At 59.5% G+C, this 12,046-nt stretch carries 16 protein-coding genes; 1 reads left to right on the forward strand and 15 read right to left on the reverse strand.

What is annotated here, in order from left to right; genetic code table 11:
- The first annotated feature begins 68 nt into the window (after nucleotides 1-68).
- Nucleotides 69-398, forward strand: a complete 330-nt coding sequence (yjdP, locus tag FEK47_RS16475) for a DDRRRQL repeat protein YjdP (RefSeq protein WP_135486787.1) — start codon at nucleotides 69-71, stop codon at nucleotides 396-398.
- 29 nt (nucleotides 399-427) lie between these two features.
- Here the strand turns inward: yjdP and phnP are convergent, their stop codons facing one another.
- The 15 genes from phnP to yjdN all read right to left on the reverse strand — a co-directional run bounded on the left by phnP (nucleotide 428) and on the right by yjdN (nucleotide 11,817).
- Nucleotides 428-1,186, reverse strand: coding sequence for a phosphonate metabolism protein PhnP (gene phnP, locus FEK47_RS16480; RefSeq protein WP_135486786.1), 759 nt, complete (start codon nucleotides 1,184-1,186; stop codon nucleotides 428-430).
- A gap of 1 nt (nucleotide 1,187) precedes the next feature.
- Nucleotides 1,188-1,622, reverse strand: a complete 435-nt coding sequence (phnO, locus tag FEK47_RS16485) for an aminoalkylphosphonate N-acetyltransferase (protein WP_001110490.1) — start codon at nucleotides 1,620-1,622, stop codon at nucleotides 1,188-1,190.
- Nucleotides 1,609-2,166, reverse strand: a complete 558-nt coding sequence (gene phnN / locus FEK47_RS16490; protein WP_135486785.1) for a ribose 1,5-bisphosphokinase — start codon at nucleotides 2,164-2,166, stop codon at nucleotides 1,609-1,611. The genes phnO and phnN overlap by 14 nt, the downstream gene beginning before the upstream one ends.
- Entirely contained in the window at nucleotides 2,166-3,302 is a 1,137-nt protein-coding gene (gene phnM, locus FEK47_RS16495; protein WP_135486784.1) for an alpha-D-ribose 1-methylphosphonate 5-triphosphate diphosphatase, read from the reverse strand. Before phnM ends, phnN begins: the two co-directional genes overlap by 1 nt.
- The gene (gene phnL / locus FEK47_RS16500; RefSeq protein ID WP_000611425.1) at nucleotides 3,299-3,979 is read right to left on the reverse strand and encodes a phosphonate C-P lyase system protein PhnL; all 681 of its coding nucleotides are present in this window, start codon (nucleotides 3,977-3,979) and stop codon (nucleotides 3,299-3,301) included. Before phnL ends, phnM begins: the two co-directional genes overlap by 4 nt.
- A 110-nt stretch (nucleotides 3,980-4,089) precedes the next feature.
- The gene (gene phnK / locus FEK47_RS16505) at nucleotides 4,090-4,848 is read right to left on the reverse strand and encodes a phosphonate C-P lyase system protein PhnK (RefSeq protein ID WP_135486783.1); all 759 of its coding nucleotides are present in this window, start codon (nucleotides 4,846-4,848) and stop codon (nucleotides 4,090-4,092) included.
- Complete coding sequence (gene phnJ, locus FEK47_RS16510; protein WP_000002284.1) at nucleotides 4,845-5,690, reverse strand: alpha-D-ribose 1-methylphosphonate 5-phosphate C-P-lyase PhnJ; 846 nt, start codon at nucleotides 5,688-5,690, stop codon at nucleotides 4,845-4,847. Before phnJ ends, phnK begins: the two co-directional genes overlap by 4 nt.
- Complete coding sequence (gene phnI / locus FEK47_RS16515) at nucleotides 5,683-6,747, reverse strand: alpha-D-ribose 1-methylphosphonate 5-triphosphate synthase subunit PhnI (protein ID WP_135486782.1); 1,065 nt, start codon at nucleotides 6,745-6,747, stop codon at nucleotides 5,683-5,685. Before phnI ends, phnJ begins: the two co-directional genes overlap by 8 nt.
- Nucleotides 6,747-7,331, reverse strand: coding sequence for a phosphonate C-P lyase system protein PhnH (phnH, locus tag FEK47_RS16520; RefSeq protein ID WP_135486781.1), 585 nt, complete (start codon nucleotides 7,329-7,331; stop codon nucleotides 6,747-6,749). The genes phnI and phnH overlap by 1 nt, the downstream gene beginning before the upstream one ends.
- Nucleotides 7,328-7,780, reverse strand: a complete 453-nt coding sequence (gene phnG, locus FEK47_RS16525) for a phosphonate C-P lyase system protein PhnG (protein ID WP_130205889.1) — start codon at nucleotides 7,778-7,780, stop codon at nucleotides 7,328-7,330. The genes phnH and phnG overlap by 4 nt, the downstream gene beginning before the upstream one ends.
- Complete coding sequence (gene phnF / locus FEK47_RS16530; RefSeq protein WP_001295387.1) at nucleotides 7,781-8,506, reverse strand: phosphonate metabolism transcriptional regulator PhnF; 726 nt, start codon at nucleotides 8,504-8,506, stop codon at nucleotides 7,781-7,783.
- Between the two features lie 20 nt (nucleotides 8,507-8,526).
- Entirely contained in the window at nucleotides 8,527-9,306 is a 780-nt protein-coding gene (gene phnE, locus FEK47_RS16535) for a phosphonate ABC transporter, permease protein PhnE (protein ID WP_001193500.1), read from the reverse strand.
- 105 nt (nucleotides 9,307-9,411) lie between these two features.
- Nucleotides 9,412-10,428: a phosphonate ABC transporter substrate-binding protein gene (phnD, locus tag FEK47_RS16540; protein ID WP_000991997.1), complete on the reverse strand. Its 1,017-nt coding sequence runs from the start codon at nucleotides 10,426-10,428 to the stop codon at nucleotides 9,412-9,414.
- A gap of 24 nt (nucleotides 10,429-10,452) precedes the next feature.
- A complete protein-coding gene (gene phnC, locus FEK47_RS16545; protein WP_135486780.1) occupies nucleotides 10,453-11,241 on the reverse strand; it encodes a phosphonate ABC transporter ATP-binding protein in 789 nt (262 codons plus the stop codon).
- Between the two features lie 132 nt (nucleotides 11,242-11,373).
- The gene (gene yjdN / locus FEK47_RS16550) at nucleotides 11,374-11,817 is read right to left on the reverse strand and encodes a VOC family metalloprotein YjdN (protein ID WP_130224349.1); all 444 of its coding nucleotides are present in this window, start codon (nucleotides 11,815-11,817) and stop codon (nucleotides 11,374-11,376) included.
- Nucleotides 11,818-12,046 lie beyond the last annotated feature (229 nt).

Below are 12,046 nucleotides of genomic sequence, written 5' to 3' on the forward strand. Positions count from 1 at the left end.
GAATCCTCCGCTACTCGCAGCAGGCACCTTTGCCTACCTTGTATTAACTTTGTTGCGAGGCCGAGTTTATGAAACGCCACTCCACGCTCTTTCTTTTCACCCTGCTCACGCTGTCCACCGTTCCGGCCCAGGCCGATATTATCGACGACACCATTGGCAATATTCAGCAGGCGATTAACGATGCTTATAACCCTGACCGTGGGCGAGACTATGAAGATTCGCGCGACGACGGCTGGCAGCGTGAAGTGAGCGACGATCGGCGCAGACAATATGACGACCGCCACCGCCAGTTTGAAGATCGTCGCAGGCAGCTGGACGATCGCCAGCGCCAGCTTGATCAGGAGCGTCGGCAACTGGAAGATGAAGAGCGGAGAATGGAAGATGAGTATGAGCGGTGAGGGGGGCAGCGCGCACATGACCAACCCTATCACGCTACCCCAATCTCCATCCCATCAAACCCCGCCTCAAATCCCGACGGCAGCGCGTTCTCCATCAGCCACGCATCAAACTGATGGCTGATGTGCGTCAGAATCACGCGCGGCGAGCGGATAACCTCATTCAGCGCCAGCACGGTGTTTAAATCGCAGTGATTACGCGGCGCATCCTCGCGCGGCGGGTGGCTGCAATCAATCACCATCACTTGCGGCTGGTTATTGCGTAAAAATTTCAGCGTTTTTTCCGGCAGGCCAGCGGTGTCAGACAGCCACGCCACCCGGCTGTGCGCCGTTTCCAGTAAATAGCCGAAAGTGAGTTTCGAATGGTTGAGCGGCAGCGGTGTGACCTGCAACCCCTGCAAATCAAACACCACAAACGGTTCCACCGTGTGGCTGAAATCAAGCAGGCCCGGATGTTTAAACAGATCGTCGCAGCCCTGTTCATCCGGCGGGCCATAGACCGGGATCGCATCGCCCACGCCCCAGCGCAGCGGAAACAGCCCCTGGACGTGATCCATATGGTAATGCGTCAGCAAAAACTGCTGGAACGATCCGGGCGACCAGCGATCGGCGAGATCGTGCAGCCCGGCGTCGATCAGGGTGACAGCCTCGTTAAACTTCACTACGCCGCTACATGGTTGGCGGCGATACTGCGGCGAGCGCCGCGCTCTGGCGCAGGCCACGCACTCGCAGCCCCATGCGGGAACGCCCTGTGCGCCTCCGGTGCCGGTGAGCGTGAGGATCAGGCTCATGTTATAGCGCCTTCGTGAAGCGGAAGTGGCTCTGCTCGTAGCCTTCACGCAGATAGAAACGGTGCGCGTCGTGGCGCTTCACGTTGGTGGAAAGCTCAGTCATTTCGGCCCCGGCCTGGCGGGCTTCTTCTTCTGCCCATGCCAGCAACTTGCTACCAACGTTCAAACCGCGCGCCTGCGGCATCACCACCAGTTCCTGAATTTCGCCGATCCAGTTGACATGATGCAGATGAAACTGCAAATGCAGGCCGATCATGCCGACAACTTCGCCATCCAGCAGCGCCAGATGGTAGCGCATGTTTGGATCGCGCAGGTTGGCGTTAAAGCCCACGCGAAACGCGTGATGGTCAAACTCCGCCTGTTTTAGCTCACATATCAGCGCGTAAACCGCGTCGGTGTCGTACTGCGTGGCCGGGCGAAGCTCACAAGCAGGCATGGTGTTTCTCCTTCTGATGGATCAGCGTCAGCAGCGTGTCGACCGACTGGCGCAGGCTGCCGTCATTGTTGAGCGTATGGCAATCCTGCGGAGTATAGCGGGCGGCGCGCGCCAGTCGGGCGTTAATTTCACTGGCGTTTTCACGGCCACGGTTTTCCAGGCGCTGGCGGAGGATCTCCGGCGAAACCTGTAAGCAAATGGGCAGCAGCGTCGATTGATAGCGCGCCCGCGCCTGCGGCAAATGCGCGCGTGAGCCGTTGACTACCACGTCGAATCCAGCGTGCAGCCAGAGGTCAATCTCGATGCCGACGCCATAATACAGACCGTTAGCGTGCCAGCTTAAGGCCAACAGATTTTGCCCCGCGCGGGTAAAAAACTCCTGCTCGCTCAGGGCGATATGGTTTTCACTTCCGGCGCTGGCGTCGCGCGTGATGTAGCGATGCGCCACCAGTAACTGCGCCTGTTCCCGCTGGCGCAGCGCTGCCAGCAGGCTATCTTTCCCGGAGCCGGACGGCCCCATTAACCAAATCAGTTTTCCCGTCATCAGAACACCCTTTTCCCCTGACGCCAGACGTGGTCGATATGAATATGATTGCCCTTGCGATGCGCCAGCACCAGGTCGGCGCGTTTGCCCTCGCTAATCACCCCGCGATCCTGAAGATTAAGCGCCTGCGCCGGATTTTTGGTCACTAACTTCACCGCCTGCGGCAGCGTAAAGCGGTTGCTCTGGTCATCGGCGACGCGAAATGCCGCATCCAGCAGGCTGGCGGGGTAGTAGTCGGAAGAGAGGATATCCAGCAGGCCAAGCTGTGCCAGTTCACTGGCCGCCACGTTGCCGGAGTGCGAACCGCCGCGCACGATATTCGGCGCGCCCATCAGCACGTTCATGCCGTGCTTGCGCGAGGCTTCCGCCGCTTCAAACGTGGTGGGAAATTCGGCGATCACGCTGCCAAGCTGGTGGGATTCGGCAACGTGTGCGTGCGTGGCGTCATCATGGCTGGCGAGCGCAATTTGTCGCGCGCGGCACAGGGCGGCGATGGATTCGCGATTCGGCTGCGACCAGCGTGCGGCAAGCGCCAGTTGCTCTTCTTCGTACTGCTGCATCTGCGCATCGGTGAGGGAGTATTTGCCCTGATAATATTCGCGATACTTCTCGCGGTTAGCGAACTGGCGCTGGCCCGGCGAGTGGTCCATCAGCGACACCAGCGTCACCGGCTCGCGCTGCACCAGTTTTTCAAACAGCGGCAGCGTGGTGTGGTGTGGCAGCTCGCAGCGCAGGTGCAGACGGTGCTCGGCGCGGTTGACGCCGCGTTTTTGCGTCTCTTCGATGGCGTTGATCATCTTCTCCAGATTCTCCAGCCGATCGCCGCCGTCGCGCACATCACCAATCGCCACGGCGTCCAGTACGGTGGTGATGCCGCTCGCCACCATCAGCGCATCGTGGCTACTCATCGCCGAGTGGGCGGGCCAGTCCACTTTTGGGCGCGGGGTGAAGAATTTATCGAGGTTATCGGTATGCAGCTCAATCAGCCCCGGCAGCAGCCAGCCGCCTTCGCCGTCCATCGCCTCCGGCAGATGGCTCTGGCTTTCGGCAAAGGCACGGATTTCGCCGTCATGCATCTCCAGCGAGCCGTGCACCACTTCGTTTTCCAGCACCAGTTTGACGTTATTGATAATCATGCAGAGGCTCCCATTGGGTGCAGGCGGTCGGCGACGTCATTACGTACGGCTTCGTCATGGAAGATGCCGACAATGGCTGCGCCGCGGGCTTTGGCTTCGCGGATCAGTTCCACCACCGCGGCGCTGTTTTTGGCGTCCAGCGAGGCGGTAGGTTCGTCGAGCAGCAGAATGGGGTAGTCGACGATAAAGCCGCGGGCGATGTTGACGCGCTGCTGTTCGCCGCCGGAGAAGGTCGATGGTGCCAGGTGCCACAGGCGTTCCGGCACGTTCAGGCGGGTGAGCAGACGCGCGGCTTTAGCAGCGCAGGCTTCACGCGGTACGCCGGTATCGAGCAGCGGCTGCATTACTACTTCCAGCGCCGAAATGCGCGGGATAACTCGCAGAAACTGGCTCACCCAGCCGACAGTGGTTTTGCGGATTTCCACCACTTTGCGCGCTGGCGCGGTGACCAGGTCAACCCATTCGTCGCCGTGTTTGATCTGGATTTGCCCTTCGTCGGGCAGATAGTTGGCGTACAGCGAGCGCAGCAGGGTTGATTTGCCGCTGCCGGAGTGGCCGTGGAGCACCACGCATTCGCCCGCGTTGACGGTGAGTGAGGCGCGTTGTAAGACGGGCAGGCGCACGCCGTTTTGCTGGTGCAGGATGAAGGTTTTACTGACGTTTTGTACGTTAATCATTTTTCGCCTCGTGGTTCGGGTGTCGGATGCGACGCTGATGCGTCTTATCCGACCTACGGGGAGCGCATTTGTAGGCCGGATAAGGCGTTTACGCCGCATCCGGCACCAGCTCAATTCTGCAAAACCGATGACACCAGCAGTTGTGTATACGGATGGTGCGGGTCGTCGAGCACGCGGTCGGTTAACCCACTCTCCACCACTTGCCCCTGCTTCATCACCAGCAAACGGTCCGCCAGCAGGCGGGCGACGCCTAAATCGTGGGTGACAATCACCACCGCCAGGTTCAGCTCCACCACCAGGCCGCGCAGCAGGTCGAGCAGGCGCGCCTGCACCGACACATCCAGCCCGCCGGTCGGTTCATCCATAAACACCAGCTTCGGATGCGTCACCAGGTTGCGGGCAATCTGCAAACGTTGCTGCATGCCGCCGGAAAAGGTGGTCGGCAGGTCGTCGATCCGGTTGGCGGGAATTTCCACCTCTTCCAGCCACTTCTGCGCGGTGGCGCGAATGTCGCCGTAATGACGCGCCCCGGTCGCCATCAGCCGCTCGCCGATATTGCCGCCTGCCGACACCTGGCGGCGCAGGCCGTCGAGCGGATGCTGATGCACCACGCCCCATTCGGTGCGCAGCAGGCGACGGCGGTCGGCTTCGCTCATGCCATAGAGGGAACGGTTCTCGTAGTAAATCTCCCCCTGTTGCGGCGTCAGGCGGGCGGAGATTGATTTCAGCAGCGTGGTCTTCCCGGAGCCGGATTCCCCGACGATGCCCAGCACTTCTCCCGGCCATAAATCAAAAGAGACATTGCTAAAGCCTTTGCCCGGCGCGTAAAGGTGGGTCAGGTTATTGACCGAAAGTAACGGTTGATTCATTGGCTTTTCGCCTCGCTCTGTTGGCGGCAATAATCGGTATCGGAGCAGACAAACATGCGGTTTCCGGCGTCATCCAGCACCACTTCGTCGAGATAGCTGTGGGTCGATCCGCAAATCGCGCACGGCTCATCCCACTGCTGGACGGTGAACGGGTGATCGTCGAAATCGAGGCTTTCCACGCGGGTAAACGGCGGCACCGCGTAGATGCGCTTTTCGCGCCCCGCGCCGAACAGTTGCAGGGCGGGCATCATGTCCATTTTCGGGTTATCGAATTTCGGGATCGGCGATGGGTCCATGACGTAGCGCCCGTTCACCTTCACCGGATAGGCGTAGGTGGTGGCGATATGACCGAAGCGGGCGATATCTTCATACAGCTTCACCTGCATCACGCCGTACTCCTCCAGCGCGTGCATGGTGCGGGTTTCCGTTTCGCGCGGCTCGATAAAGCGCAGCGGTTCGGGGATCGGCACCTGGAAAATAATGATCTGATCTTCGGTCAGCGGGGTTTCGGGGATGCGATGGCGCGTCTGGATAAGTGTCGCATCATCCGTGCGTTCGGTGGTGTTCACCCCGGTCACGCGCTTAAAGAAGTTGCGAATCGACACGGCGTTGGTGGTGTCATCCGCGCCCTGGTCAATCACCTTCAACACGTCGCTTTCGCCAATCACGCTGGCGGTGAGCTGAATGCCGCCGGTTCCCCAGCCGTAGGGCATTGGCATCTCGCGCCCGCCAAACGGCACCTGATAACCGGGGATCGCCACCGCTTTTAAGATGGCGCGGCGGATCATACGTTTGGTCTGCTCGTCGAGGTACGCAAAGTTGTAGCCGCTCAGATTAGCCATGGTTCTGCTCCTGTTGCAGACGTTTGAGTAGCTCCAGTTCAGCCTGGAAATCGACGTAGTGCGGGAGTTTGAGGTGCGAGACAAAGCCTGCGGCTTCGACGTTGTCGGCATGCGCCAGCACGAACTCTTCATCCTGCGCCGGGCCTGTTGCGTGCTCGCCGTACTCCGGGGCTTGCAGAGCGCGGTCAACCAGCGCCATCGCCATCGCTTTACGTTCGCTCATACCGAACACCAGCCCGTAGCCGCGCGTGAAGTGCGGCGGTTCATCCGGTGGGTCGATAAAACCGTTGAGCATTTCACACTCGGTCATCAGCAGTTCGCCGACGTTCACCGCAAATCCCAGCTCTTCCGGCACAATCGACACGTCGATATAGCCGCTGCGGATTTCTCCCGCGAACGGGTGATTGCGTCCGTAACCACGCTGGGTAGAGTAGGCCAGCGCCAGCAAATAGCCTTCGTCGCCGCGCATTAACTGCTGCAAACGGGAAGAGCGTGAGCAGGGGTAAACCGGCGGCGTGCGGGTGATGTCATCCGGCTGTGCGCCGCTATCTTCTTCAAATTTCGCCAGCCCCTGACGCGCCAGCAGGCTGAAAACGTGCGGCGACGGTTGTTGTTCGCTGTCGGCGGTGTTGAGCGTGGGCGCTTCGCCGTTCGCCAGCAGGGTGAAATCGAGCAGGCGATGGGTGTAGTCGTAGGTTGGGCCAAGCAGCTGGCCGCCGGGAATGTCTTTATAAACTGCCGAAATACGGCGTTCGAGGCGCATCTCGGTGGTGTCGAGCGGCTCGCTCACCGCCAGTTTCGCCAGCGTGGTGCGGTAGGCGCGCAGCAGGAAAATCGCCTCAACGTTATCGCCGCTGGCCTGTTTCAGCGCCAGCGCCGCCAGTTCGCGGTCGGCAATGCCGCCTTCGGTCATCACGCGATCCACCGCGAGGTTAAGCTGCTGTTCAATCTGGGCGACGCTCAGTTCAGGCAAATCGGTATCGCCCCGGCGTCGGCTCTCTTGCAGGGCGTGGGCGGCGTCGATCGCCTTTTCGCCCCCTTTCACGGCAACGTACATCAGCACACCTCCACATGAGTGGTTCGCGGAATAGCCAGCAGGCGCTCGCCGCAGGTCAGGATCAGGTCGATGCCGAGCGGGAACGGGTGCGGGCGCTCGGTGAGTTCGTGCAGAATGCACTCCGGCAGCTGCGGGGCGATCATTCGTTCTTCGGCAATACCCGCGCCGGTGAGACGCAACATGCGCCCGCCGCTCAGGCTGGCGACCTGTAAAATCAGCGTCGCGCCCGCTTCCGGCGCAACGGCGGTGCCGGTGGAAAGGGCGTTGAGCTGTTCGCTGGAAATCGCCTCATCCGTTACCGCGAAGGTCGCCTGTTCCGGTTGATTGACCAGCGGCGCGTTGGTATGAAAACGCAGGCTCTGGTTGACGATATCGTTACTTAATGGGGCAGAAAGCCACACCGGCGTGTCGTTATCGGCCAGCGTCAGCAGCACGCTGGTGGTGGCGATATTCAGCGGTTGCCAGCCGCGTTTGAGCTGATGCAGGGCGACAATCACGCCCGGCTCGCTCATGGCCTTTAACAGGCGACGAAAACTGTGCTGGGCATCCTGCACGGGAAGCATAAAAGCGGTTTCCAGGGTCATGCGTTGTCTCCGCGAACCATCGTAAAGAAGTCGACCCGGCTGGCGTTCACTTCGGCCTGGCGTGCGGCAATGCGTGCCATACGGTCAGCATCCAGCGGGGCAATAAGGGTTTCTGATAAGTTTTGAAAGTGGCGAGATTGCTGCATCAGCGCGTCAATCAGCGCGCAGCGTTCGGCATGCTGTTTATCACGCCCCAGCACCCAGCTGTAGCCGAGCGTGCCGTCAGTCAGGCGCACGGCGGCGCGGGTCAGCGTGGCGTCGCCGGCAAAAAAACGTTCGCCGGTGCCGCCCATCCGCGCCTGAATCTGCACCAGGCCAGTTTCGGCGGCGCGGATAACGTCATAGTCGGCGGTGATGTTCAGCGCGTTCAGGCGGGCTGCCAGTTCAGCCGGTTGGCTGTGCGCCAGTACGGACATCCAGTGCTGGCGGGTCGCGGTATCTGCGTGCATTCAGTGCTCCATAGTGAATTCAATCATGTCGGCGCGCGTCAGGCTGACGGAGTACTCCGCCGGGCTGCTTTCACCGTCACGGTGGTTAAGGGTGCGCACGCACAGCAGCGGCGACATATTCGGGATTTCAAGACGCTGGCACTCTTTGGCCTGGGCGCGGCGGGCGCTGATCCGCGTCTGGCTGCGGCGCAGCGCAATCCCCGTTTGCTCGCGCAGAAAATCGTGCAGCGAGCCGCTGTCGAAGCGTTGCAGCGTCGGCCAGAGGGTGAGGTCCGCAAAGTAGTGGTCGATTAAACAGAGCGCGACGCCGTTGACCCGACGCAGGGTGCGCAGGTGGATGACGTTCTCCCCCTCGGTTATCCCCAGCGCGTCAGCGACGTGACCGGAGGCGGGGCGCAGCACCGACAGCAGTTTTTCGCTGGTGGGATGGCTGCCCTGGTCCAGCAGGTTCTGGCTAAAACGCGCCTGGGCGTTGAGCGGGTAATCGAACGGGCGCATCAGCACCAGCACGCCGACGCCCTGACGGCGCTGTACCCAGCCTTTTTCCACCAGTTGGTCGATGGCGCGGCGCAGGGTGTGGCGATTCACCTCAAAGCGCGCCGCCAGTTGCTGCTCGGCGGGAAGATAGTCGCCGCAGCGGTAGTGTTGACGAAGCTCCTGCTCAAGTTTTGCGGCTATCTCCTGATAGCGTGTTGGGTAGCTGGTCGGATGTGTAGACAAGTGCATAGCTATCAATGCCTCGCTAATCAGATAAAGTGCTTACGCAACCGTTGAGAGAGGAAATCCAGCAGGCTGACCGTGACGATGATAAGCACCATCAGGGCGCAGGTTTGCTGGAACTGGAAACCGCGAATCGCTTCCCACAGCGTGACGCCGATCCCGCCTGCGCCGACCATGCCGACGACGGTCGCCGAGCGGACGTTGGATTCGAAGCGATAGAGGGAGTAGGAGATCAGCAGCGGCATTACCTGTGGCAGCACGCCGTAAAGGATCTCTTCCAGCTTGTTGGCACCGGTGGCGCGAATGCCTTCCACTGGGCCGGGTTCAATCGCTTCCACCGCTTCGGAAAGCAGCTTGGAGAGCACGCCGGTGGTGTGGATAAACAGCGCCAGCACGCCAGCGAACGGGCCGAGGCCGACGGCGACCACGAACAGCATGGCGAAGACCATTTCGTTAATGGCGCGGCAGGCGTCCATCAGGCGGCGAACGGGCTGGTACACCCACCACGGCACCAGGTTTTCGGCGCTCATCAGGCCGAAGGGGATGGAGAGAACCACCGCCAGCGCGGTGCCCCAGACGGCGATTTGCAGCGTGACGGCCATTTCGGTGAGGTAATCTTGCCACTGGCTGAAATCGGGCGGGAAGAAGTCGGCGGCGAACGTCGCCATGTTGCCGCCGTCTTTAATCAGCGTGAGCGGGGCCATTTCCGCGCCCTGCCACGAGACGACCAGCACGGCGAGAACAACGGCCCAGCTCAGAAGCGAGAACCAGCTGCGCTTGGGTGGGGCGATGGTGATGGTTTGCATGTTTGGCTCCGGTCTGTAGGCCGGATAAGGTGCTTGCACCGCATCCGGCATCAACGTCTGCACATTGTCGGATGCGACGCCGGGGCGTCTTATCCGACTTATGATTTACTGCACCGCTTTACTCACCGAACTCATCGCGCTTAACGCGTTGTTCAGGCGGTCCAGGTCATCCAGCTGCGCCTGAATCTCGGTGGTTTTCGCCAGCTTGTCCTGCTCATTCAGCCCTTTATTGCCTTTCACGCCCTGCATCTCTTTAAACAGCGCGAGCTGGCGAATGGGTACCAGTTGCAGGTCGCTGGAAGCGCGGAACGGTGCCCAGCCCAGGCGCTCCAGTACTGCTTTCTCTTCCGGCGTTTTGCCGTAATTCATAAAGAAGTCGTAGATCTTGTCTTTAGTGGTTTCGGAAAGATTCTTGCGCCAGACGATCGGATCGCCTGGGATCAGCGGCGACTTCCAGATCACTTTCAGTTCTTTCAGTTTCTCTGGCGCGGAGGTTTTCAGCTTGTCGAGGTTTTCGGTGTTGTTGGTGGCAACATCCACCTGCTTGTTGGCGACGGCCAGCGCATTGGTTTCATGCCCGGCGTTGACGGTGCGCTTGAAGTCGCTGGCGGAGATATTGTTTTTGGCAAAGACGTAGTAACCGGGGACGAGGAAGCCAGAGGTGGAGTTAGGATCGCCATTGCCGAAGGTGAGATCTTTCCGCTTCGCCAGCAGATCGTTCAGGTTATTGATCGGACTATCTTTGTTGACGATCAACACGCTCCAGTAACCCGGCGATCCATCCGCCGCGACCGTCTGGGCAAAGACCTGACCGTTGGCGCGATCTACCGCTTCCATTGCTGACAGGTTGCCGTACCAGGCGATATCCACTTTGTTGAAGCGCATTCCCTGGATAATGCCCGCGTAGTCCGGGGCAAAGAAGGCGTTGACCTTTACGCCCAGCTTCTTCTCCATATCCTGTAAGAATGGCGTCCATTGCGGTTTCAGGTTTTGCTGTGATTCCGTTGAAATAATGCCGAAATTCAGCGCCTTTTCCTGCTCTTCGGCGTGTGCCGGGCTTAACAGGGTGCTGAGGCTGAACATGCTGGTGAAGGCCAGCGAGGCAATTATCTTAGCGTTCATTCGTTTTCCTCAATGATGGGGATGTCAGGCAGCTTTCGCGTTCTCTTCGATGCGATTAATGCTGCGGTAGAGATGGTCAAAACGTTCGTTATCAAACTGTTGGCTGCTGCCGTCGTAGAAGACGTGCCCCTGGCGCAAGGCAACGATGCGTTCGCAGTAGCGCAGGGCGTAATCCACCTGATGGAGCGTAACGACCACGGTGATGCCGTCGTTCTGGTTGATGTCGCGCAGGGTGTCCATCACGATGCGGGCGGATTCCGGGTCCAGCGAGGCGATCGGTTCGTCCGCCAGAATCACCTTCGCCTGCTGCATCAGCGCGCGGGCAATCGCCACACGCTGCTGCTGTCCGCCGGATAGGGTGGAAACGCGTTGATGGGCAAAATGCACCATGCCAACGCGGGTCAGCGCCTGTAACGCGCGTTGTTTCTGCTCGCGGGTGAACCAGCTAAAACAGGTGCGCCAGAACGGCGTGCTGCCGAGCGCGCCAATCAGCACGTTTTCCAGTACGCTCAGGCGATTCACGAGGTTGAATTGTTGGAAGATGTAGCCGGTATGGGCGCGGCTTTTGCGGATATCGCGGGCCAGACGGCCTTCGCGCTGGACAGTGCGGCCCAGCAGCTCGATATGGCTACCGGCAGATTTATCGCCGGTAATCAAACCGCTTAAGTGACGTAAAAGGGTGGATTTGCCGGAACCCGACGGCCCAAGCAGGGCCACCATTTCACCATGATGAATGTTCAGATCAACCGCGTGCAGCGCCTGATGCTGATTGAAGGTTTTGGCGAGCTTCTCGACACGGATAATCGTTTGCATGATGCAGCCTCCCTAAAAAAGTGGCTCCATCGTGGCGGATTATTGTGACGATTTGGTTAATTAAAAGTGACTAACAGATGAAGAGTTAACGGGAATTCGATGACAGTGCGGGAGGGCGGGCCTCCCGGCGGGTTATTGCGTTGGTTGTTGTTTAACGACATTAATCATCCACGGCACGCCAAATTTATCGGTGACTTTGCCGAAGCCATGCGCCCAGAAGGTTTCCTGCCAGTCCATTTCGATTTTTCCGTTAGCTGCAAGGTTATCAAACCAGCGTTTTCCTTCTTCGACCTGTTGCGAATCGAGTACCAGTGTAAAGCCGGAGTAGCTGGCTTTTCCTGACGGCATGGCATCGCTCATCATGATATCGCTTCCGGCAATACGCACGTTAGCATGGGCGATGGCGGTATCGGGAAATTGCATCCCGGAAGGGCAGCCTTCGGCGCTGTCCTGCGCTGATTTCGGCATTTCGCCGAAGCTGATTTTATAGAGCAGTTCCGCGCCCAATGTGCGTTGATAATAAGCAATTGCGTCGGCACAGTTACCGGCAAAAGAGAGGTAGGGACTTAACGGCATGATGGTGACCTCAGTTAAGAGAAGCCAGTTAAGTGTAGTTCGAAATTTGTACAGATGAGAGGGAAGCCTGATAAGACGCGGTCAGCGTCGCATCAGGCATCTGGCACCGTTGCCGGATGTGGCGTAAACGCCTTATCCGGCCTACGGAGGGTGCGGGAATTTGTAGGCCTGATAAGACGCGCAAGCGTCGCATCAGGCATCTGGCACCGTTGCCGGATGCGGCGTAAAC

It is taken from the genome of Escherichia sp. E3659, from assembly GCF_005781135.1.
GTDB lineage: Bacteria > Pseudomonadota > Gammaproteobacteria > Enterobacterales > Enterobacteriaceae > Escherichia.

What these genes read in the sequence shown, in the direction of transcription:
- yjdP (WP_135486787.1), top strand. Translation starts at nt 69, where the DNA reads ATGAAACGCCACTCCACGCTCTTTCTTTTCACCCTGCTCACGCTGTCC.
- phnP (WP_135486786.1), bottom strand. Translation starts at nt 1,186, where the DNA reads ATGAGCCTGATCCTCACGCTCACCGGCACCGGAGGCGCACAGGGCGTT.
- phnO (WP_001110490.1), bottom strand. Translation starts at nt 1,622, where the DNA reads ATGCCTGCTTGTGAGCTTCGCCCGGCCACGCAGTACGACACCGACGCG.
- phnN (WP_135486785.1), bottom strand. Translation starts at nt 2,166, where the DNA reads ATGACGGGAAAACTGATTTGGTTAATGGGGCCGTCCGGCTCCGGGAAA.
- phnM (WP_135486784.1), bottom strand. Translation starts at nt 3,302, where the DNA reads ATGATTATCAATAACGTCAAACTGGTGCTGGAAAACGAAGTGGTGCAC.
- phnL (WP_000611425.1), bottom strand. Translation starts at nt 3,979, where the DNA reads ATGATTAACGTACAAAACGTCAGTAAAACCTTCATCCTGCACCAGCAA.
- phnK (WP_135486783.1), bottom strand. Translation starts at nt 4,848, where the DNA reads ATGAATCAACCGTTACTTTCGGTCAATAACCTGACCCACCTTTACGCG.
- phnJ (WP_000002284.1), bottom strand. Translation starts at nt 5,690, where the DNA reads ATGGCTAATCTGAGCGGCTACAACTTTGCGTACCTCGACGAGCAGACC.
- phnI (WP_135486782.1), bottom strand. Translation starts at nt 6,747, where the DNA reads ATGTACGTTGCCGTGAAAGGGGGCGAAAAGGCGATCGACGCCGCCCAC.
- phnH (WP_135486781.1), bottom strand. Translation starts at nt 7,331, where the DNA reads ATGACCCTGGAAACCGCTTTTATGCTTCCCGTGCAGGATGCCCAGCAC.
- phnG (WP_130205889.1), bottom strand. Translation starts at nt 7,780, where the DNA reads ATGCACGCAGATACCGCGACCCGCCAGCACTGGATGTCCGTACTGGCG.
- phnF (WP_001295387.1), bottom strand. Translation starts at nt 8,506, where the DNA reads ATGCACTTGTCTACACATCCGACCAGCTACCCAACACGCTATCAGGAG.
- phnE (WP_001193500.1), bottom strand. Translation starts at nt 9,306, where the DNA reads ATGCAAACCATCACCATCGCCCCACCCAAGCGCAGCTGGTTCTCGCTT.
- phnD (WP_000991997.1), bottom strand. Translation starts at nt 10,428, where the DNA reads ATGAACGCTAAGATAATTGCCTCGCTGGCCTTCACCAGCATGTTCAGC.
- phnC (WP_135486780.1), bottom strand. Translation starts at nt 11,241, where the DNA reads ATGCAAACGATTATCCGTGTCGAGAAGCTCGCCAAAACCTTCAATCAG.
- yjdN (WP_130224349.1), bottom strand. Translation starts at nt 11,817, where the DNA reads ATGCCGTTAAGTCCCTACCTCTCTTTTGCCGGTAACTGTGCCGACGCA.